Annotated in this window: 15 protein-coding genes; 10 read left to right on the plus strand and 5 right to left on the minus strand. The window is 62.3% G+C overall.

The genetic code is table 11. From position 1 onward, the window contains the following. Positions 1-45: 45 nt before the first annotated feature. The 5 genes from SH412_RS18695 to SH412_RS18715 are packed head-to-tail and all read right to left on the minus strand — an operon-like array spanning position 46 to position 3055. Entirely contained in the window at positions 46-636 is a 591-nt protein-coding gene (locus SH412_RS18695) for a disulfide bond formation protein B (protein WP_336519530.1), read from the minus strand. A gap of 51 nt (positions 637-687) precedes the next feature. Continuing rightward, positions 688-1041 (minus strand): DsrE/DsrF/TusD sulfur relay family protein, encoded by a 354-nt coding sequence (locus SH412_RS18700; protein ID WP_336519531.1) that lies wholly within the window; start codon positions 1039-1041, stop codon positions 688-690. Between the two features lie 48 nt (positions 1042-1089). Beyond that, positions 1090-1488: a rhodanese-like domain-containing protein gene (locus tag SH412_RS18705; protein ID WP_336519532.1), complete on the minus strand. Its 399-nt coding sequence runs from the start codon at positions 1486-1488 to the stop codon at positions 1090-1092. A 41-nt stretch (positions 1489-1529) separates the two neighbouring features. Continuing rightward, positions 1530-2657, minus strand: a complete 1128-nt coding sequence (locus tag SH412_RS18710; protein WP_336519533.1) for a cysteine desulfurase family protein — start codon at positions 2655-2657, stop codon at positions 1530-1532. Continuing rightward, entirely contained in the window at positions 2654-3055 is a 402-nt protein-coding gene (locus tag SH412_RS18715; RefSeq protein WP_336519534.1) for an ArsR/SmtB family transcription factor, read from the minus strand. Before SH412_RS18715 ends, SH412_RS18710 begins: the two co-directional genes overlap by 4 nt. 919 nt (positions 3056-3974) lie before the next feature. Between SH412_RS18715 and SH412_RS18720 the strand changes: the two genes are divergently transcribed. The 10 genes from SH412_RS18720 to SH412_RS18765 all read left to right on the plus strand — a co-directional run bounded on the left by SH412_RS18720 (position 3975) and on the right by SH412_RS18765 (position 19727). Then, positions 3975-5006 carry an IS630 family transposase gene (locus SH412_RS18720; protein ID WP_336518647.1) on the plus strand — a complete coding sequence of 344 codons (1032 nt, stop codon included), beginning with the start codon at positions 3975-3977 and terminating at the stop codon, positions 5004-5006. Positions 5007-5075: 69 nt separating this feature from the next. Beyond that, positions 5076-5516, plus strand: a complete 441-nt coding sequence (locus SH412_RS18725; protein ID WP_336519535.1) for a hypothetical protein — start codon at positions 5076-5078, stop codon at positions 5514-5516. 174 nt (positions 5517-5690) lie between these two features. Beyond that, a complete protein-coding gene (locus SH412_RS18730; protein WP_336519536.1) occupies positions 5691-7118 on the plus strand; it encodes an efflux RND transporter periplasmic adaptor subunit in 1428 nt (475 codons plus the stop codon). 15 nt (positions 7119-7133) lie between these two features. Further along, positions 7134-10598: an efflux RND transporter permease subunit gene (locus tag SH412_RS18735; RefSeq protein WP_336519537.1), complete on the plus strand. Its 3465-nt coding sequence runs from the start codon at positions 7134-7136 to the stop codon at positions 10596-10598. 57 nt (positions 10599-10655) lie between these two features. Then, positions 10656-11189, plus strand: a complete 534-nt coding sequence (locus SH412_RS18740; RefSeq protein WP_336519538.1) for a hypothetical protein — start codon at positions 10656-10658, stop codon at positions 11187-11189. 242 nt (positions 11190-11431) lie between these two features. Next, entirely contained in the window at positions 11432-12808 is a 1377-nt protein-coding gene (locus tag SH412_RS18745) for a TolC family protein (protein ID WP_336519539.1), read from the plus strand. A 138-nt stretch (positions 12809-12946) separates the two neighbouring features. Continuing rightward, positions 12947-13279 carry a hypothetical protein gene (locus SH412_RS18750; RefSeq protein WP_336519540.1) on the plus strand — a complete coding sequence of 111 codons (333 nt, stop codon included), beginning with the start codon at positions 12947-12949 and terminating at the stop codon, positions 13277-13279. Between the two features lie 814 nt (positions 13280-14093). After that, the gene (locus SH412_RS18755; RefSeq protein WP_336519541.1) at positions 14094-15722 is read left to right on the plus strand and encodes an efflux RND transporter periplasmic adaptor subunit; all 1629 of its coding nucleotides are present in this window, start codon (positions 14094-14096) and stop codon (positions 15720-15722) included. Positions 15723-15744: 22 nt separating this feature from the next. Further along, positions 15745-18918 carry an efflux RND transporter permease subunit gene (locus tag SH412_RS18760; RefSeq protein ID WP_336519542.1) on the plus strand — a complete coding sequence of 1058 codons (3174 nt, stop codon included), beginning with the start codon at positions 15745-15747 and terminating at the stop codon, positions 18916-18918. Beyond that, on the plus strand, positions 18915-19727 hold the full coding sequence (locus SH412_RS18765) for a hypothetical protein (RefSeq protein ID WP_336519543.1): 813 nt from the start codon (positions 18915-18917) through the stop codon (positions 19725-19727). Before SH412_RS18760 ends, SH412_RS18765 begins: the two co-directional genes overlap by 4 nt. Positions 19728-19740: the final 13 nt, after the last annotated feature.

The following is a 19740-nucleotide window of genomic DNA, read 5'->3' on the forward strand; positions in this document are numbered from 1 at the left end:
TCAGCCCCGCCGCACTGCACGAAGGGACTTGACGGTATCATTTTCTCACTCGGCCCCGCGATAAGGCGGCCGACACATATCGAGCGGCTGCTTGATGGGATCGTAGGGCTGAGTCGGTGACGGTGGCAGCGGAGGAGCACTCGCCACCGACAGCCAGGCCATGACGCTGCCAAGGACAATTGCTCCGAGAACCTGGAGTGATAGACTTCCCCCGTTCGTTGGAACACTTCTCCAGACTGCGCCGAGACTGACCACTGTCAGGGCGAGAAACGCAACCAGGCTCTGCGTGGGAGCGTCGCCCCAGCCGAGCACTGCGGTCGGGCATTCCAGTTTGCCGGCTCTGGCGAGCCAGGTGTGGAAGATTGCGACTCCCAGCCCTGCGATCACGAGCGGCAGCGACAGGACACACATCCGTGCGGAACGATCCCGCTCCAGCCAGCGACCGAACAGCAGGATCGCCGCGGTCGCCATCATGAAGGATCGCTGATAGAAGCAGAGCGGGCAGGCTTTCAGTCCCATGCCGAGGCTCAGGGAGAGACTTCCCGCCGATCCCGCCAGGCTCATCAGCAGAGCGGCGGTCGCCAATGTGCTTGCGCGGGACTCTTCGCCGGTCGCGAGACCGCTGGACTCCGTCATCAATGTCACTCCTCACGAGCGGCGGTCAGCGTCCGCCACTCGCCCACCTTGTCAGAACACCAGCACCTTGTCGGCCCACAGCGTCCAACTCGTCAGCTCATCCATGCTGCTGCGCTGACAGCCTTCGACGAGTTCGGCGTCGGTCATGCCGCGAGCATCCATGCAGGAAGCGCACACGCCAATCTGCCCCTGGTGCCGCACGATCGGACGCAGCATCAGTTCGAGGTTATAGAATCCCTGCGGAACCTTCTGCCCGCGCTTGGCGCAGGCGGCTGCGTCGCCGATCAGGAAGACGCGGACTTCGTTCCCCTCGTGGCGGACCAGGTGATCCGCCAGACGCAGGCCGTTGTACGAGTGCTCGTTCCCGTACGGCGGTCCGTTGAGGATGAACAGAAATTGGGCCATCGGTGACTCCTTGAGGAAGTTCGCCTCCCAACATATCGGGCGGTGGCGCTATTTGTCCGCCTTCTGAAAACCAGACTGCAGCAGCTCGGAATAGCCGGGCTTCAGCGGACGAACGTTGTAGCCATGCTTCGACAGTAGGTCCCCCGCCGTCAGCGAGCGTTTGCCGATGGCGCAATGCGTGTAGACGATGGTTCCTTTGGGCAGCTTCTCCATCAACCGCTTCAGATCGATGCCGTTGCGGAGTTCGCTGAGGGGCAGGAAGACGGCTCCAGCGACGTGCCCGCTGTCCCATTCCGACTTCTCGCGGACGTCGACCAGCACGGCCTTGCGTGCATCAACGTTCTCCTTCACGGTCTTGAGCGAATCGCGAGTGTGCTCCGCGGCCTGGCAGGCCGGTGCAACCATCGCCACTGCCAGCAGAGTTCCAAATGCAGCATGCTTGAACATCGACTTTCCTTCCGATGGGGAGAGAGAACTAGAAACCTCAATCAACGCAGGATTTCGACGAGGGCTGCGACAACATGATCGAGTTCGTCGACGGTCGTGCCGCGGCCCAGACTGAACCGAATGGTTCCGAGCGCAACATCCTCAGGGACGTGCATTGCCGCGAGAACGGGGCTGATGGTGATTGCGCCGGCGTGGCAGGCCGACCCGGTCGAGGCGGCAACGTTCGGAAGCCTGGCGAGGATGGCATTCCCGGACGATCCGCGGAAGCCAACGCTGAGCGTGTTAGGCAGGCCGTGCATCAGATCGCCATTCAGAACCACGCCATCTCCGCAGGCCGCATACAGGTTCTGCCAGAACCGATTTCGCAAGTCTCGGATGTGCGGTTCAGCAATCCACCGTTGCGACACGCTACAAGCCGCCCCGAGCCCAACGATTCCCAGCACGTTCTCGGTCCCGGCGCGTCGTCCCGCTTCGTGGCCTGCGCCGTGCAGCAACGGCACCAGCTCGACGCCTTCGCGCACGAACAAGGCTCCGACGCCCTTCGGTCCATAGAGTTTGTGACCGGCGACGGACAGGAGGTCGACGCCCAGCGCCTCGACGTCGACCGTGATCTTGCCGACCGACTGAGCCGCGTCCGTGTGACACAGGACATCGTGATCCCGAGCGATCCGGGCAATCTCCTCGATCGGCTGGACTGAGCCGACCTCGTTATTGGCATGCATGATCGACACCAGGATCGTGTCCGAGCCGATGGCCCGGCGGATGTCATCCGGATCGACCAGCCCGCAGCGATCCACCGGGACCAGCGTCACTCTGGCTCCGAGCGATTCGAGAAATCGACACGGTTCCAGGACTGCGGGATGCTCGATCTGACTGACGATGATGTGCGGAGTCGACACGCGGCCGCGACGGGCGAAGTACGCGCCCGTGATGGCATGGTTGTTGGCCTCAGTCCCGCCGGCCGTGAAGACCACCTCGGTCGCGTCGCAGCACAGCAGCGAGGCAACCTGAGAGCGTGCGCGTTCCACGGCATCGCGGGCCGGAACGCCCGCCCAATGCAAACTGGATGGATTCCCGTACGCCTCTTCCAGGAAAGGGCGCATGGCGGCCACGACCTCGGGGGCCAGCGGCGTCGTGGCGTTGTGGTCCAGGTAGATGCGGCGGTTCATCGGGCCAGCTTCCTGCGGCCCGCAGAGGAATCGGCCTTGGCCTTCGGCGAACGGGCCAGCGCTCTGGCCAGGCGATCCTTGTCGGCCTGAATCTCCTGCGGCGTCCGTTTCACAATCGGCTCGTCGCGCTCAACGAGGGCGAGCAGATCTTCCACGAGCCTCGGCCGGCTGAGGTAGTAGCAACGGACCGCCCCATCCTGAGCGTAGTCCACCAGCCGGGCATGGCGCAGCACGGCCAGGTGCTGGGAGATGTTCGCCTGGCGGGCCGGAAGCAGCTCTTCCATGTCCGTGACGCACTTCGGCCCGGCCAGCAGCTCGTGCAGGATCGCCAGCCGCGTCGAATGGGAAAACGCCTTGAGCAGCTCGGCGGCAGCCAGGGGATCTGTGGGAGCGGTCATGGTTTCGCCTGGGCGACTATATTCGGAGATTCGAATATCCTATGCAAGGCTGCCGCCGGGTCAAGGGGCGATTGAGAGTTATCCTGTGTCTGACGAGACCTGACTCTCGGGCCGTACCGGAGCATCCGATTGCCAACAAGTCCTAACTCGTGATCCGCAGAAGCCTGCCAGCCGCTGCCGATTGAGGACAAGGCATCGTCGATTCCGACAGTCACTTTCCACCGCGGCGCAAGAGGAAACGGTGGCTACGGCTCATTGGACTGCGAGAGGCCGTGCCGAGATCCATTAGAGTTGCCAATCTGTCCAGCCGAAACATCGTGCCTGGATTTCCAAGTGGATCGGGCAATGGCTGCGGAAGAAGGGGGGAGATAAGACCTTGCCTGCGGAATGACTTCGGTCGAAATCATTCCGCAGGGTTCCTCCTCACTGATCTGCACGCACTTTGCGCCCAGGCGGAGTGCCGTGTAGACTTTCGATGGGTTCGAGAGGGATTCCATGCGGTACTTGTTTACGCTACTCCTGATCTCAGCCCTCCTGCCCGGACCGGGCGAGAGACGTTGCCGAGCCTGGGCATCATGCTGCGCGGCCGCATGTCCATTTGCACGGGCATACGCACCACGGTCACGCTCACCCCATCACGATGACCGGCTCGGACTCTTCCGAGCCGGTCGCGGCTCTCGGCCTGGATGGTCATGCGTTCCTTGTGCTCAGATTCTTCTGACTTTCTCCAGATGAGCAAGATTTGGTTGAATCACCCAAATCCGCCATTTTTGCTCCATTGCAATTGGAATGATTCAAGCCCTAAATCACCGGCCACGAATGTGAGGCGCGCGGCAGAGCGGAGGGATTGCAGTGGAAACGAGATGGGGAACCCTTACCTTGGAGGTATCACAACTCCAAACCAAGGAAGGAGTTCCCCATGGAAGGCATTCTTTCACCCCGGGCGGAGCGCGCCAAGCAGCGGTTGTCCGAGCAGTTGAAGTTTCTGAAGGACGCCGGGCTGAGAACGCGGTATCTGATCGTGATCCATCGACTGGAAGGACGTTCTCCCACCTGGATTGCCCGCTCGCTCAAGGTCGGTCGCAGCACCGTGTATCGGACCGAGCAGCGTTACGGGAAGGACGGCGAGATCGGTTTGTTCGACCGGCGGGGCGGCAACGGGCCACGGAAACTGACCGAGGAGTACCTGACGCAGTTGCGGGAGGTCGTGGCCGGCGATCCGCTGCAGGACGGCTGGAAGCGGCCGACCTGGACGCGGGAGATGCTGATCACAACGCTCCGTCGACGGACGAGTGTGAAGATCAGCCTGTCGACGATGAGCCGGGCCTTGCGGCTGATCGGGGCGCGGCGCGGACGACCGAAGCCAACGGTCGAGTGTCCGTGGCCGGAGGCCGAAAAACAGCAGTGTCTGGAGCAGATCGAGGAACTGGTGGCGCATCTGCCGACGGGCGAAGTGGCGGTCTGGGAGGACGAGATCGACATCCATCTCAATCCGAAGATCGGCGAGGACTGGATGCTCCGCGGGCAGCAGAAACAGGTTCTCACGCCGGGGAAGAACGAGAAGCGTTACCTGGCGGGGGCTCAGGATGCGCGGACGAAGGAGTTGATCGCGATCGAAGGCGACCGGAAGGACACGGCGTTGTTCGTACTGCTGCTGTGGGAGCTGACGCAGCGCTATCCGCAGGCGAAGAAGATCCATGTCGTCCTGGACAACTACGCGATCCATACGACCCGACTGGTGCGGGAGAGTCTGGCGACGCCGCTGGGGCGCAGGCTGCGCCTGCACTTCCTGCCGCCGTACTGTCCGGATCACAACCGGATCGAACGAACGTGGGAGGACTTACACGCCAACGTGACACGGAACCACAAATGCTCGACGATGCCGCAACTGATGCGAAACGTCCGCTCCTACATCCGCCGACACAACCACCGGCGACCGGCGGCGCTGTAGGAACGACCATCGAAGTGTTTCAGAATCGTGGCCGGTGATTTAGAATTAGCAAATCCGAAAAAGGCTGACATGCGTATCTTCCTCACGATTTTCCTGATGTCCGCAGCACTGCCCGGTCAAGGCGGGTGGCTGTCGCATGCGCATTGGGATAACGGTGAGGTGAGTCACTCGGGACAAGTTGGCCGTGCACATCTTCACCTGCATGCCCACAGTCATGAGGGGAATTCTCATTCTCACGATGCGCAACATGAACCGGGCTCGCCAGTTTCGGACCCAGCCAACAAGCACGACCGTGACGCCGTGTATGTTTCCGCGGCGGACATCCTGCCGGTGGTCCGCGTGGCACCGTATCGGCTTGCGTTCGAGGCGTCGCTCGATCAGGTAGGATGCCTGACCGTTGTGATGGGGACGTTGGACGGACGACCTGCCGGCCGCTGCATGTGGCACGGTCCGCCAGATGGCGACTCGTGTATTGCTGGCCTCGAATCCCGTTGCGTGCTGCGCTGCTGATGGCTCCCCGCGCCCGGCGTCCCTGAGACGCCCGCGGCGCTGAACTGTGGGTTGAGACGCTGCTGGCGGCATTCTCGCCGCCCTGCTGGTACTGGTTGTCGGCGTTGCTGATTGCGTCGGCTCGCGTCTCCTTGTCCGCTGCCCTGCGCTTCTGCCTGCGCTGGAGGTTTGGCCGTGAAATCGCTTGTCCGCTGGATACTGACCGTCGTAATCCTGGCCGGCGTCGGCGGTGGTCTGTTTGCCACCCGCGACCGCTGGTTGCCGTTGCTCCGTCGTGAGGCTCCCACCGTCGCCGCCCCCAACAAACCGCCGCCGCCGGAGAAGGTTGAGGTGCTGGAACTCAGCCCGGAGGCCCGCCGCAATCTGGGATTGGTCATCAAACCGCTGAAGCTGCAAACCTACTGGCGGACGATCCAACTGCCGGGAACCATCGTCGACCGCCCCGGCTGGTCCGACCGCGGCATCACGTCGCCGGCGGTGGCGGTCGTCTCGGCGATTCACGCGTATCCGGGGGACACGGTCCGGCCGGGGGACAAGCTCTTCTCGCTGCGGGTCTTCAGCGAGTATCTGCAGAACACGCAGTCGGAGCTGTTCAAGGCCACCCGCGAAACCGAATTGATTGGCGAACAGTACAAGCGGATCAAGACTGCTACGGAGAGCGGCGCATTGCCGGCCGCCCGCGCCATCGAACTGGAGAACCAGCTCCGCCGCCAGAACGCCGCCATCAAAGCGTTTCGGCAGGATCTGTTGACCCGCGGCTTCAGCCCGCCCCAGATTGAGGGCGTTGCTGAAGGCCAATTCGTGACGACGATCGAGATCGTCGCGCCTCCGCCGTTCAGCGGCAGTTTGCAGGCTGGGACCGCGACTGCACTGTCCACCGACCCAGAACAGGCCAGCAGGCCGTTGCTCATCGATCAGACATCCAATGGCCCGGCCTACGAGGTTCAGGAGCTGAAAGTCGACCTGGGACAGCAGGTGCAGGCCGGGCAACTGCTGAGTTATCTGGCCAACCACCACACGCTCTACATCGAAGGCCGCGCCTTCAAGAACGAAGCGCCGGCGCTGGAGCGGGCCGCACAACTCAACTGGCCCGTGCGAGTTGAGTTCGCCGAAGATGACGCCACGGGCTGGCCGGCCCTCACAGAGACATTCGCGATTCGACACCTGGCCAACGCGATTGACCCGGCGTCGCGGACCTTCAGCTTTTTCATTCCGCTCGACAATCAGTCCCGCGGATACGAAAAGGACCGCAACACATTCGTCGTGTGGCGGTTCCGGCCGGGTCAGCGGGTGCGGCTGCATGTGCCCGTCGAAGAGTTCCAGGACGTCTTTGTGTTGCCGGCGGCCGGGGTTGTCCGCGACGGGCCGGAAGCCTACGTCTTCCGCCAGAACGGAGACCTCTTCAACCGCAAGTCGGTACACGTCCTGCACGAAGATCGGCTCGACATCGTCCTCGGGCGGGACAGCCAGATTCTGCCGGGGTTCTACGTCGCTCAGAACGGAGCGGCTTCTCTCAATCGTGTGCTGAAGGCGCAGGCGGCCAGCGGCGTACCCGCCGGCGTCCACGTCCACGCTGACGGCACGACCCACGGGACCCACTGAGAGAGGAGTTGTCTCATGCTCAACGCTGTCATTCGCTTTTCGCTGCGGTACCGGCTGCTGGTCGTCGTCCTGAGCCTCGTGCTGCTGGTCTACGGCTCCTACCTGGCCACGGAGATGCCGATTGACGTCTTTCCCGACCTCGACCGGCCGCGGGTGGTGATCATTACCGAGTGTCCGGGGCTGGCCACCGAAGAGGTGGAGAACCTCGTGACGCAGCCCATCGAGGTGGCACTGCTCGGAGCCAACGGGGTCCAGGCCGTGCGCAGCCAGACGACGGCCGGGCTCAACGTGATTTACATCGAGTTCAACTGGGACACGGAGGTCCGCGCTGCGCGTCAGACGGTCCAGGAACGCCTGGCGACGCTGGCCGGGATTCTGCCGGAAGGCATCCGGCCGCAGATGACGCCGACCGCCTCGATCATGGGGCAGATCCTGATTGCCGGCATCTACCGCCAGACGGGACCTGATGGCGGCGAACTGGTCCCCATCGGCAAAACTGGCCTGCTGGCGGAATTTGTGGGAGAGTCCGACACGCCGCAGATCAAGGTCTGGCAGCCGACAGATCGACACCGGCCCGAGACCTGGGAACAGGTCGAGGTCAGTGCCGTCGAGTGGCCGTCCCCGTCGTCGCTCAATGACGCGGTCATGCTGGGGCACCGGGAAGTGACGCTGACCATCGACGGACGGGCGCACGAAATCACGATCCCGACGGCTGAAGAACAGGCGATGAGTCTCCGCACGATGGCGGACTGGGTCCTGCGGCCGCGGATGCTGAAGATCCCCGGCATTGCAGAAGTGTTCGTCCAGGGGGGTGACCGCAAGCAGTACCAGGTGCTGGTCGATCCAGCGGCGCTGCTGGAATACGGCATCTCTCTGCAGGACGTCGAACGCGCGCTGCAGGAGAGCAATATCAACACGAGCGGCGGGTTTGCCGTGCAGGGCGAAACCGAACGGCCGATCCGGATTCTCGGTCGCCTGGGGCCTGAACCCGACCGCGTGCTGAGGGACCTGATGAAGATTCCCGTCAAGGCAGGAATCGACCGGTCGATCCTGCTCGAACAGGTCGCCAGCGTCGTCGAAGGTCCGACGTTCAAGCGAGGCGACGGGAGCGTCAACGGCCGGGCAGGCGTCGTCTTTACGATTGCCAAGCAGCCCCACGTCGACACCCGCGACCTGACCGAGCGCGTGGCAGCGGCACTGAAAGACGCCGAGGCGTCGCTGCCGGCGGACATCGTGATCAATTCGGAACTGTTCCGCCTGAAGAACTTCATCGACCGCGGGATCTTCAACGTCGGCGAAGCGCTCGTCATCGGGGCCGTGCTGGTGCTGATCGTGCTGTTCCTGTTCCTGCTGAATTTCCGGACGACGTTTATCACGCTGACCGCCATTCCGCTGTCGCTGGTGATCACCACGCTGGTCTTCCGCATGATGGGCTACGTCACCGGCACCCATCTCTCCATCAACGTGATGACGCTGGGAGGGATTGCCGTCGCGATGGGAGAACTGGTCGACGACGCTATTGTCGACGTCGAAAACATTTTCCGCCGGCTGAAGGAGAACAACGCCCTGGCTCAGCCGCTGCCGGCGCTGCGGGTCGTCTACTCAGCCAGCCTGGAGATCCGCAGCGCCATCGTGTTCGGCACGGCGGTCGTGATTCTCGTGTTCCTGCCGCTGTTTGCGCTCTCCGGAGTCGAAGGGCGTCTGTTTGCCCCGCTGGGGGTGGCCTACATCGTTTCAATTCTGGCGTCGCTGGTCGTGTCGCTGACCGTCACGCCGGTGCTTTCGTACTACCTGCTGCCGCAGTCGCGGGCGACGCACCGGGACCACGACGGGCTGCTGCTGCGGAGTCTGAAGTGGCTGGCCGGATTCCTGATTCGCTTCAGTATGGCCCACCCGGTCATCCTGCTTCTCCTCACGTGGGCCGGCGTGGGGTATGCGGCCTGGGAAGTCTCTCACCTCGGCCGCAACTTCCTGCCGCAATTCGACGAAGGAAGCGTTCTCGTCAACGTGACGCTGCCGCCCGGTTCTTCGCTGGCCGCCTCGAATCAGGTCTCGGGAACCATCGACGCGGTGTTCCGACGACGGCAGGTTTCTGAGCAGAAACCGAACGGGGCGATCCTGTACTTTGTCCGCCGGACCGGCCGGGCCGAACTGGATGAGCACGCCGCCCCGGTCAACGCCGGGGAATACATCCTCAGCATGAATCCCCACAGCGGCAAGCACCGCGAAGAGATCATCCAGGAACTGCTGTCCGAACTCCGCAAGGAAGCCCCCGGCGTCGACATCGAAGTGGAACAGCCGCTGGCCCACCTGATCAGCCACATGGTCTCCGGCGTCTACGCCCAGATTGCCATCAAGATCGTCGGGGACGACCTCGACACGCTGCGCCAGCTCTCCGAGCAAGTCCAGCAGGCCATCCGCGACGTCCCCGGCCTGACGCCGCCGGTCGTGGAACCGATCCAGCAGACGGAAGAACTGCACATCCAGCTCCGCGGGGACGACCTCGCCTACTACGGCGTCACCCGCGGCTACGTCGCCCGCGTGCTGCAGACGGCCCTGCAGGGGGAAGTCGTCTCGCAGGTCTTGGAAGGGCAACGACGGTTCGACCTGCTGGTCCGGCTCGAAGAAGGCTACCGGACGGACTACGCCAACCTGGGACGACTGCGGATCGACCTGCCCGACAATCGCGGCCAGATTGAGCTGAAAGAGCTGGCCGACATCGGCGAAGGTCTGGGGCCGAATGCCGTGAACCGGGAGAACGCGCGCCGGCGGATGGTGATTCGCTGCAATACTCAGAATCGCGACCTGGCCAGCGCAGTCGAAGAGATCCAGCAGCGTGTCCAGGCCGGGGTGGTGCTCCCGGAGGGCTACTTCATCGAATACGGCGGCCAGTTCGAAAGCCAGCAGCGGGCTACCAATCTGATTCTGATCCTGGCCGGGGTCAGCGTCGTCGGGATGTTCGTCGTCCTGATGATCCTCTACCCGTCGGTACGGATCGTGCTGCAGATTCTCAATGCGCTGCCGACGGCGTTCATCGGCGGCGTCCTGGCGCTGGTCCTCACTCAGCAATCGCTGACCGTGGCCAGCCTGGTCGGCTTCATCTCGCTGGGGGGCATCGCCGTCCGCAACGGCATTCTGCTCGTGACCCATTACTTCCACCTGATGAAGGTTGAAGGAGAAGCGTTCACGCCGGAGATGGTCCTGCGGGGCAGTCTAGAACGGCTGGCCCCGGTCCTGATGACCGCCCTGACGGCCGGTATCGGACTGATTCCGCTGGTGGTCGGCGGCCAGGAGCCGGGGCGGGAGATTCTGTACCCCGTCGCGACCGTCATCCTCGGAGGGCTGGTGACCTCCACGTTCTGCGAGTTCCTGATTCACCCCGGCCTGTTCTGGAAGTTCAGCGGCCGGGATGCCGAGAAACTGGCCCATCAAGACGAGACCGACGCGAATCCGGAGCACTGGCTCCAGACGCATCACTGATCCGGGGACGGCCAGAGCGGCCCGAACCAACCTGTTCCGTTTTGGGAGAAGAAACCGATGAAGCTGTTTTCGATGCACACGACCGCCCTGCTGACGGCCTGCCTGTTGGCTGCTGCCGGCTGCCAGCAGCAGGCCCCGGCTCCGGCCCCGGAAGCCAAGACGGCTCCCGCCGAATCCAAAGATCACGACCACGGCGAAGGGGGACACACCCACGGCGGTCACGGAGCCGGCCCGCACGAGGGGACGCTCGCCGACTGGGGCGGCGGCAAGTACCACGTGGAGTTCACGGTCGACCACGACAAGAAAGAAGCCACAATCTACGTGCTGGGCAGCGACGAGAAGACGCCAGCTCCCGTGAAGACCGCCGACGGCAAGCTGCTGCTGTCCATTGCGGAGCCGGCGTTCCAGGTGGAGCTGGCTGCATCGCCGCTGGAAGGTGAGGCCGAAGGGATGGCGTCCCGGTTCGTGGGAACCCACGACAACCTGGGGATCGTCCGGGAGTTTGCCGGCACGATCAGCGGTGATGTGGAAGGAACGCCTTACGCCGGTGAATTCAAGGAAGAACCGCACGGCGAGCACGAGCACAAATAGGGCTTATGGAGCGTCTCAAGTCGACTCGGTCTCGGTGGCGTTGTTGGACATTTCCGCTGAGGCCGATTCTGGCGTTGAATTGCAGGCCCAATTACTACGACTGGCATGTCGGTTCAGGGGGTTGCTGCAGGCAACTCGAAGATCGGGCAGACCTCGGCAGACGGAATTCGGGGAGCACGTCGCGGACATTCCGGTTCCGCTCCGTGCAAAATGGACGGCCTTTGTTTCATGGAAGGAACAGCATGGCATCGGAAATCACAGATCTCAATGACGGCGATAGCGGTACGCAGTATTGCTCGGAACGCTTCCGCCTGACGCTCCGTTCGTCTCGAATCGTAGCGTGGGTCATGGCCGCCGCCTGGCCACTGGTGGTCGCCAACGTGGCCTTCGCTGAGCAGGAACCCTTGCCGCCGTCGCCGCAAACCGCATCCGCGGACAGCGCCGACGAAGGGAGTCTCATCGGCTCCGGGCTGACGCTGGCAGATCTGATCGGAATTGCCGAAGGGTCCAGCCCGAATTTGCGGCAGGCGTCCGCCGACATCGAAATGGCGCGGGGGCACTGGGATCAGGCGGGGCGGTATCCGAATCCAATCCTGATGAGCGGCACCCAACAACTCAATGCCGGGCAGTCCCAGTACCTGGCGATGTTGAGCCAGGAAATTGTGACAAAACACAAGCTGGAACTGCAGCAATGTGCTGCGGAGCGTGCGCTGTATCAGGCGGAGTTGAAGTTTCTGCGGAGGCGATTCGACCTGCTGACCGCAGTTCGCCAAGCGTATTTCGCAACGCTGGCGGCAGAAAAACGAGTAGATGTTTTGACCCGGCTGGTCGAAATCGCCCGCAAATCACAGGCCGCCGCACAAAAGCTGCAGGATGCCGGTGAGGGAACCAGGGGGGACACGCTACTGCTGAATATCGAGCTGGAGAAGGCCGAAGTGGCCCTGGAAAATGCACAGACGGCATTGGCAGCCTGGCGGCGGCAACTGGCGGCCGTGATCGGCCAGCGGTCGTTGCAGATTGAGGGGGTTTCCGGGCAGTTGACGATCGCACTCGATGAGTTCGCCGCGCAGATCGCGGTCGACGACTACGTCCCACGGAATGCCAACGTTCAGATTGCGGAGCAGGAAATCACCCGTTCGGAGTTTCTGGCTCGCCGTGCCGATGTCGAGCCGTTTCCCAACGTCACGGTCCAGTCGGGGTACATGTACCAGGTGGAACCGCTGCACAATTACGGGATTCTGCAACTCTCAGTTCCACTGCCGATCTGGAACCGCAATCAGGGCAACCGTTACGCGGCTCAGGCGGCTGTCGGCCGGGCGATTGAAACCGTGCAGCAGGTCCAGAACGATATCGCCCGACAGATGGCCGACGCGACAGGCCGGTTCCGACAGGCCGATCAGCAGGTGCGGCGTTTCGAACAGAAGATTCTGCCCCAGTCGCGGGAAAGCGTGAGCGTCGCCCAGCAGGGCTTCCAGCAGGGGCAGTTTGATTTCCTGCGGCTGCTGCAGTCGCAGCGGACGCTCGTGGAATCGAGCCTGGGGTATCTGACGTCGCTGGAAAACCGTTGGATGGCCGCCGCAGAAATGGCCGGCATCGCGCAGGTAGAGGAGTTTCCGTAGCCACAGAGATCCTGATGCAGAATCAGGAAATGAAATCGCGGGCTCGCATTCGTTGGAGTTCGAAACATGGGGGGGGCAAGTCCAGCTACAGACATGTCCACTCCATCACCACGATCATGTCCGCCGGGGAGGATGCCCATGCTCTCAATCGTGATTCGGATCACAATCTCCGTGGCGGTAATCCTTGCCGTTTCGGAGATCTCCAGACGCTCACCGCGACTGGGGGCGCTATTGCTGTCGTTGCCACTGGTCAGCATCCTGGCCTTCAGCATGTCGTGGGTTCATCAGCATGATTTGAAGAGTCTTTCCCGGATGGCACGTGAGACTCTGATCCTTGTTCCATTAACGCTTCCGTTCTTCTTCCCGCTGGCCTTCGCCGAACGCCTCAGTCTGGGGTTCTGGTCAGCGATGGGAATGGGACTGTGCCTGGCAGTCATCGCCATTGGGGCATGGATGCGACTCGCCCCGTGATCATCGCTGCAGGGACCATCAGTCACAACGGGGCTCCAGTGACGCAGCTTGAATCAATCCTGGAATTCCAGTCATTGACGTTCCACTGGATGGCCGATACAACGGAAGTACCTGTTTTCGGGTCTGGTGGCTCAATGGCAAAGTCGTTCTTCATTCTGATGCTGGTTGCAGCGCAACTCCTTACCGGGAGTGGCGGTTCGGTCTACCTGTGCATCGGAAGCGACGGCTCATTCTGCTGCGTTGATTCGGGGCCCGGTTCCTGCACCTGCTGTCACGAACATGCTGATGAGTCGCAGGTCGCGTGTCGCTCGCAAGAATGTGAGAATGCCGACGACAGATGTGCGGAATCGTGCTGCGAGCACCAACACGCCGACCTGCCCTCGGACAACGGCCGTGAGGAACGTCTCGTCGATGATCCCTGCGGGTGCATCCACGTTGCGGTGATGGTCCCGGCCGGGCAGCCGACGTCAGTCGCTCGGTCTTCGTCCGCCAGCGACCCGGAGCGTCTGGTTCAAATTGTTGCCGGGCTGTCTGCTGAGTGTTCCGCTTACGAAGTTTCCGCGTCGCCTGTGTTGAGCAGTCCGTCGAGCGGACCGCCCGCCGTTCCGGACTTTCATTTGACCGTTGTTTCGACGGTCGTCATGCGCTGCTGATCGCAGCCTCTCTCCTCGGCATTGCCGTCCTGAGCTGATGGTCGATTTCAAAGACCTGCTTGGCCGACGTGTCCTCGCCGTCTCGACGACCCTGCCTGCGCGAAGAGACCCTTCGTGATCTGGCCGGTCTCCGCTCACCCAACGAACTCGGGAGAGACTGTATGTCCGTGACAAGTCCGGCCCCGGCGCGTCCGGTGGCCATGCCACAGCCCGTCGACACGCACTCCCTCGCCAAACGTCCCCACCGACGCTGGTGGATGGCGGCGCTCAACGCCATTCCCAACCTGGTGGTGTTCTCGCTGCTCGGCGGCGTGATGTTTGTGGGCCATCACACAGGCTGGAAGCTGCCGAAGTTATCCGCGCTGGCGGGAACCGTTGCAGTTCCCGCCGACGACTGGTGTGCCGAGCACCTGGTTCCTGAGTCGTCGTGCATTGAATGTCGTGCCGACCTGCTCCCCAGGGGAAAGCCCTTCGGCTTCTGTCAGGAACATGGCGTCGCCGAGTGCGTGATTCACCATCCCGAACTTGCCCAGGTTCGCGGGGAGCCGCAGCTGCCGAAGTATGACACGGTGCAGGCGATCGCGGTGATGGCCCGGCCGGAAAACAACAGCCGCAATACGATGCACTCCAGCCGTGTCCAGTTTTCGTCGTCGGAAAGTGTCGCGAAGGCCGGTGTCGACGTGGACGTGGTCCAGGAGCGTCCGATGCTGGACGCAGTGACGGCCAACGGAGAGCTGCAATTCGACCCGACGCGTGTTGCGCATCTTTCGACGAAGGTTCCCGGAACTGTGGCCGCCGTCCTGAAGACGGTGGGCGATGCGGTTCACGCTGGTGATGTCTTGGCTGTGGTCGACGCATCGCAGGTCGGACAGGCCAAGTCACAGTTGCTGCAGGCGATCGTACAGCTTCAGACGCGGAACGCCACCGTCGAACGTCTGCGACCACTTGCCGGCAGCGGGGCAGTACCGCAGCGAACGCTGATCGAAGCGGAAGCCGCCCTGCGAGAGGCGGAAGTGGCGGTGATTTCCGCCCGCCAGGTGCTGGCGAATCTGGGGTTCGAGTTACCGGAGGAACTTGAATCCGAGACGCCGCAGACGCTTGCCAATCAGCTCCGCGACCTCGGAGTTCCAAAGTCGTTGCTCGCCTCGCTGCCGGTGGGAGCAAGGACTGCGAACTTGATCCCAGTCGTTGCGCCCTACGACGGAACCGTAGTCGCGTCGGACGTGCTGGCCGGCGAGGTCGTCGATGCCTCCCAATTGCTCTTCACTGTCAGTGATCCGCGCCGAATGTGGCTCATGCTCAATGTTCGCGAAGAAGACGCCAGGTACATCCGCATGGGCTTGCCTGTCCGGTTTCAAACCGACAATGGCGAGCAACCGGTCAGCGGCACAATCTCGTGGATCAGTTCCGCCGTCGACCCCCAGACCCGTACCTTGAAAGCCCGGATCGTCATCGCCAACGAGGACGGGACATTACGCGACAAGACGTTCGGTGCAGGACGCATCGTGCTCCGCGAGGAGCCGAATGCCATCGTCGTCCCGCGCGACGCGGTCCAGTCCACCTCGGACGCGCACTTCGTGTTCGTCCGGGACAAGAACTACTTCGACGACGACTCGCCGAAGTTCTTCCACGTCCGGCAGGTTCGCCTCGGCGCGAGCGACGGTCACTACGTCGAACTCCTGGCGGGCGCGCTTCCCGGTGAGGTCATCGCGTCAAAAGGCAGCAATGTTCTGCTCGCTCAACTCCTTCGCAGCAATCTCGGCGCAGGTTGTGGTTGTCACGAGCACTAACGCGAAGGGATGTTGAGCGAAAATGGACTTTCTCAATCGCATCATCGACTTCTCCCTGCACAACCGCGTGCTGGTGATCCTCGGCGTACTGGCTGCCGGCGTAGCCGGCGTCTTCGCGCTGCAGCACCTCGACATCGACGCCTTCCCGGACACGACGCCGGTGCAAGTGCAGATCAATACGACCGCGCCGGCCCTCAGTCCGGAAGAGGTCGAGCGGCAGATCACCTTCCCGATCGAGCAGGCCATCAGCGGCTTGCCGGGACTCCAGCAGCTCCGTTCGATCTCCAAATTCGGCATGTCCCAGGTCGTCGTGATCTTCGACGACGGGATCGACATCTACTTCGCCCGCCAGCTCATCAACGAGCGGCTCGGCTCTGTAGAAATCGTCCAGGGAATTGAACGCCCCCGAATGGGTCCGGTGGCCACGGGACTGGGGGAGGTCTTTCACTATGTGGTGACGGGCCAGGGGACTGACGTCACGGAGCTGCGTACGATCCACGACTGGGTCATCAAGCCCCCGATGCGGACGGTCCCGGGGACTGCAGAGATCAACAGCTGGGGCGGCTACGTCAAGCAGTACCAGATCCGCCTCAATCCCGATCGGCTCATCAAGCACGGCCTGACGTTCGATCAGGTGATCGAGGCCGTCCAGAAGAACAATGTCAACGTCGGCGGCGGCAACATCAGCCAGCCCAGCGGCATGCTGCTCGTGCAGGGACTGGGTCGGACGACGAATCTTGACGAAATCCGGCAGATCGTGATCACCGCGAAAGACGGGGTGCCGATCAAGGTTGCCGATGTTGGAGATGTCGTAATTGGACACGAGATCCGTAGAGGTGCCGTGACGGCCAACGGCCGAGGCGAAGTGGTCCTGGGCCTGGGATTCATGCTGATGGGCGAGAACAGCCATCAGGTCACCTGGGCGATGAAAAACAAGCTGAAGTCACTGGAAGCCAGCCTGCCGCCGAATGTGCAGATCCAGCCGGTCTACGACCGGACCCAGCTCGTGGATTACGTGATCGATACGGTGCGGAAGAATCTGTTCGAGGGAGGATTGCTCGTCATCGCCGTGCTCTTCGCCTTCCTCGGCAACCTGCGGGCCGCTGCGATCGTGGCGCTGGCCATTCCGCTCTCGATGCTCTTTGCGTTCACCGGGATGTACCGCTTTGGAATTTCAGCCAGCCTGCTGAGTCTGGGGGCGATTGACTTCGGACTCGTGGTCGACAGCTCGGTGGTGATGATCGAAAACTGCGTGCGGCACCTGGCGCAGGACTCGAACAGCGGCAAGACGCGCCTGGCGATTATCCGCGACGCCGCCGTCGAAGTCCGCAAACCGACAATGTTCGGCGAACTGATCATCATGATCGTCTACCTGCCGATCCTGACCCTCGAAGGGATCGAAGGCAAGATGTTCCGGCCGATGGCGCTGACGGTGATCTTCGCTCTCATCGGTTCGATGATCCTGTCGCTGACCCTGATGCCGGTCCTGGCGAGCCTGCTGTTGCCTAAGCGAATTGCAGAGCAGGAGCCATTCCTGATGCGGATTGCTCACGCAATCCACGCTCCGATTCTTCGGTTTGCGATGCATCACAAGCTGGCGGTGATGGGCTTTGCAGCCAGTGTCCTGATTCTGGCCTTCGGAATGATCGCCCCTAATCTGGGCTCCGAATTCGTCCCGCGACTGTCCGAGGGCGCCATTGCGATCGGCGTCGTCCGATTGGCCGGAACCGACCTGAGCGAGTCCGTTCGTTACAACACGGAAATGGAGAAGGTCATCCTGGCGAGTTTTCCGGACGAAGTGGAGAACGTCTGGAGTCGTGTGGGGACCGCCGAGGTGGCCACTGACCCGATGGGGGTCGAGCTGACGGACACGTTCATTACGCTCAAGCCGCGTTCCGAGTGGAAGAAGGCGGCGACGCAGGCGGAACTGACACAGCTCATCGACAAGGCCCTGCGGGACATGCCGGGACAGCGTCTGGCCTATTCGCAGCCGATCGAAATGCGCATCAACGAAATGGTCTCCGGCGTCCGTGCCGATCTGGGAGTGAAGCTGTTTGGCGATGATTTCGATGTCCTGGTCAGCAAGGGACAGGAGATTGAACGAGTGTTGAACTCGATCGATGGCGCGGCCGATGTCGCCGTCGAGCAGGTCACCGGTCAGCCGATGCTGCAGATCAAGGTGAAACAGGACCAGATTGCCCGGTACGGCGTGACCGCTCAGGACGTGCTCGAACTGGTGGAATCGATCGGCAGCAAGTCGGTCGGCGAGGTTGTCGAGGGGCAGCTGCGGTTTCCGTTGATCGTCCGACTGCCGGAAGAGTTCCGGGACAGTCCGCGGTCGATCGGCGAGATGCTGATTTCCACTCCCGCCGGAGAGCGGATTCCCCTGTCCCGGCTCGCTTCGGTCGAGATCGTAGAAGGGCCGTCCACGATTACTCGCGAATGGGGGCAGCGGCGGATCACGATCACCGCCAACGTCCGCGGGCGCGACCTGGGAAGTTTTGTCGCTGAGGCTCAGCAGAAGATTGCCGAGAAGGTGGCGTTGCCGTCGGCCCGCTACCGCGTCGAGTACGGCGGACAGTTCGAGAATCTCCAGCGGGCGCAGACCCGGCTGATGATTGTCGTGCCGCTGGCTCTGACTCTGATCTTCGCCCTGCTCTACATGACGTACCACAGCATCGTGGATGCGCTGCGGGTCTTTACCGGCATCCCGTTTGCGTGGGTCGGCGGGATTTTCGCACTCTGGCTGCGGGACATGCCGTTCTCCATCTCGGCGGGTGTCGGCTTCATTGCCATGTCGGGAGTGGCAGTGCTCGACGACATGATCCTCGTCTCGTACGTCCGGCAGCTTCGGAACAGAGGTCTACCGCTCGATGAGGCGGTCACGCAGGCGGCAATTACACGCCTTCGACCGGTGCTCATGACGACGCTGGTCGCCAGTCTCGGCTTTCTGCCGATGGCATTCGGTGACGGCGTGGGGGCGGAAGTGCAACGTCCGCTAGCGACTGTCGTCATTGGCGGAGTCATCGGAGCCATGATCATGTCACTGCTCGTGCTCCGCGTGCTGTATCTGATCTTCAACACTCCTGCGGCTCGACGAGAGCATCGCCAGGAGACTCGCGAAGAAACCCCCGCCGATCTGGTGCTGGCGGGATCGAAGGAACCACCCTTTTCTGTCTGGAGGAACGACGAATGAGACATGGATTTCTGTGGGTGACTTTGCTGGCGATGGCTGGCGCAAATCTGAGCGGGTCTGCATTGGCCCAACAACCCAAGCAGCCTCCGGCTACAGGGGCGCAGGCTATGATTGATCAAGCGGCCCAGGACGGCAAGTACACGTTCTTGATGTTCTACAAACAGAAAGACGCCGCGTCGAACGCGATGGCCACGACCCTGAAAGACGCCGTGGCTGGCAAGTCTGAGCAGGTCGTCGCGGCCTATGTTCAGGTTGGCAATCCAGGCGATCAGGCCCTGGTCGCCAAGTACGATGTGAGCCGCGCTCCGATGCCAATGATCATCGCTCTCGCACCCAACGGAGCCATGACCGGCATGTTTGCCCAGAAGGTCACGGCCGAGACACTGAGCGAGGCGTTCGTCACGCCAACGATGATGTTTGCGATGAAGAACCTGCAAGAGAACAAACTCGTTCTAGTAACCGTGCAAGGTTTGGCGAAAGCTCCGGCCCCTGTCGCGATCAAGGATTTCCAAGGCGACCCCCACTTCAAAGGCCGCATCGTTACCGCCAGCATGTCGGCAGATGATCCGCGAGAAGGCAAATTTGTCGGACAGATGCAGATCGACTCGAAGGCCAAAGCCACACACACGGTCCTGTTGGCTCCCCCCGGTGTGATGGTGGGCAAATTCGATGCAGGCGCGTCAAAGGACGAGATCGCCGCCGCCCTCGCCAAGGCTGGCAAGTGTTGCGACGACCCGAACTGCAAACATCATCAACACGCTCCCGCGCAACGGACGGCGACTCCATCTTCAAGCACTCGAAGAAACTGATCGCAGAGCGCAC

The organism is Planctellipticum variicoloris, assembly GCF_030622045.1.
Taxonomy (GTDB): Bacteria; Planctomycetota; Planctomycetia; order Planctomycetales; family Planctomycetaceae; genus Planctellipticum; species Planctellipticum variicoloris.

Excerpts from the sequence above, each read along its gene's own strand:
- SH412_RS18710 (WP_336519533.1), bottom strand. The coding sequence starts at position 2,657 with ATGAACCGCCGCATCTACCTGGACCACAACGCCACGACGCCGCTGGCC.
- SH412_RS18715 (WP_336519534.1), bottom strand. The coding sequence starts at position 3,055 with ATGACCGCTCCCACAGATCCCCTGGCTGCCGCCGAGCTGCTCAAGGCG.
- SH412_RS18695 (WP_336519530.1), bottom strand. The coding sequence starts at position 636 with ATGACGGAGTCCAGCGGTCTCGCGACCGGCGAAGAGTCCCGCGCAAGC.
- SH412_RS18725 (WP_336519535.1), top strand. The coding sequence starts at position 5,076 with ATGCGTATCTTCCTCACGATTTTCCTGATGTCCGCAGCACTGCCCGGT.
- SH412_RS18700 (WP_336519531.1), bottom strand. The coding sequence starts at position 1,041 with ATGGCCCAATTTCTGTTCATCCTCAACGGACCGCCGTACGGGAACGAG.
- SH412_RS18740 (WP_336519538.1), top strand. The coding sequence starts at position 10,656 with ATGAAGCTGTTTTCGATGCACACGACCGCCCTGCTGACGGCCTGCCTG.
- SH412_RS18745 (WP_336519539.1), top strand. The coding sequence starts at position 11,432 with ATGGCATCGGAAATCACAGATCTCAATGACGGCGATAGCGGTACGCAG.
- SH412_RS18755 (WP_336519541.1), top strand. The coding sequence starts at position 14,094 with ATGTCCGTGACAAGTCCGGCCCCGGCGCGTCCGGTGGCCATGCCACAG.
- SH412_RS18760 (WP_336519542.1), top strand. The coding sequence starts at position 15,745 with ATGGACTTTCTCAATCGCATCATCGACTTCTCCCTGCACAACCGCGTG.
- SH412_RS18765 (WP_336519543.1), top strand. The coding sequence starts at position 18,915 with ATGAGACATGGATTTCTGTGGGTGACTTTGCTGGCGATGGCTGGCGCA.
- SH412_RS18705 (WP_336519532.1), bottom strand. The coding sequence starts at position 1,488 with ATGTTCAAGCATGCTGCATTTGGAACTCTGCTGGCAGTGGCGATGGTT.
- SH412_RS18735 (WP_336519537.1), top strand. The coding sequence starts at position 7,134 with ATGCTCAACGCTGTCATTCGCTTTTCGCTGCGGTACCGGCTGCTGGTC.
- SH412_RS18750 (WP_336519540.1), top strand. The coding sequence starts at position 12,947 with ATGCTCTCAATCGTGATTCGGATCACAATCTCCGTGGCGGTAATCCTT.
- SH412_RS18720 (WP_336518647.1), top strand. The coding sequence starts at position 3,975 with ATGGAAGGCATTCTTTCACCCCGGGCGGAGCGCGCCAAGCAGCGGTTG.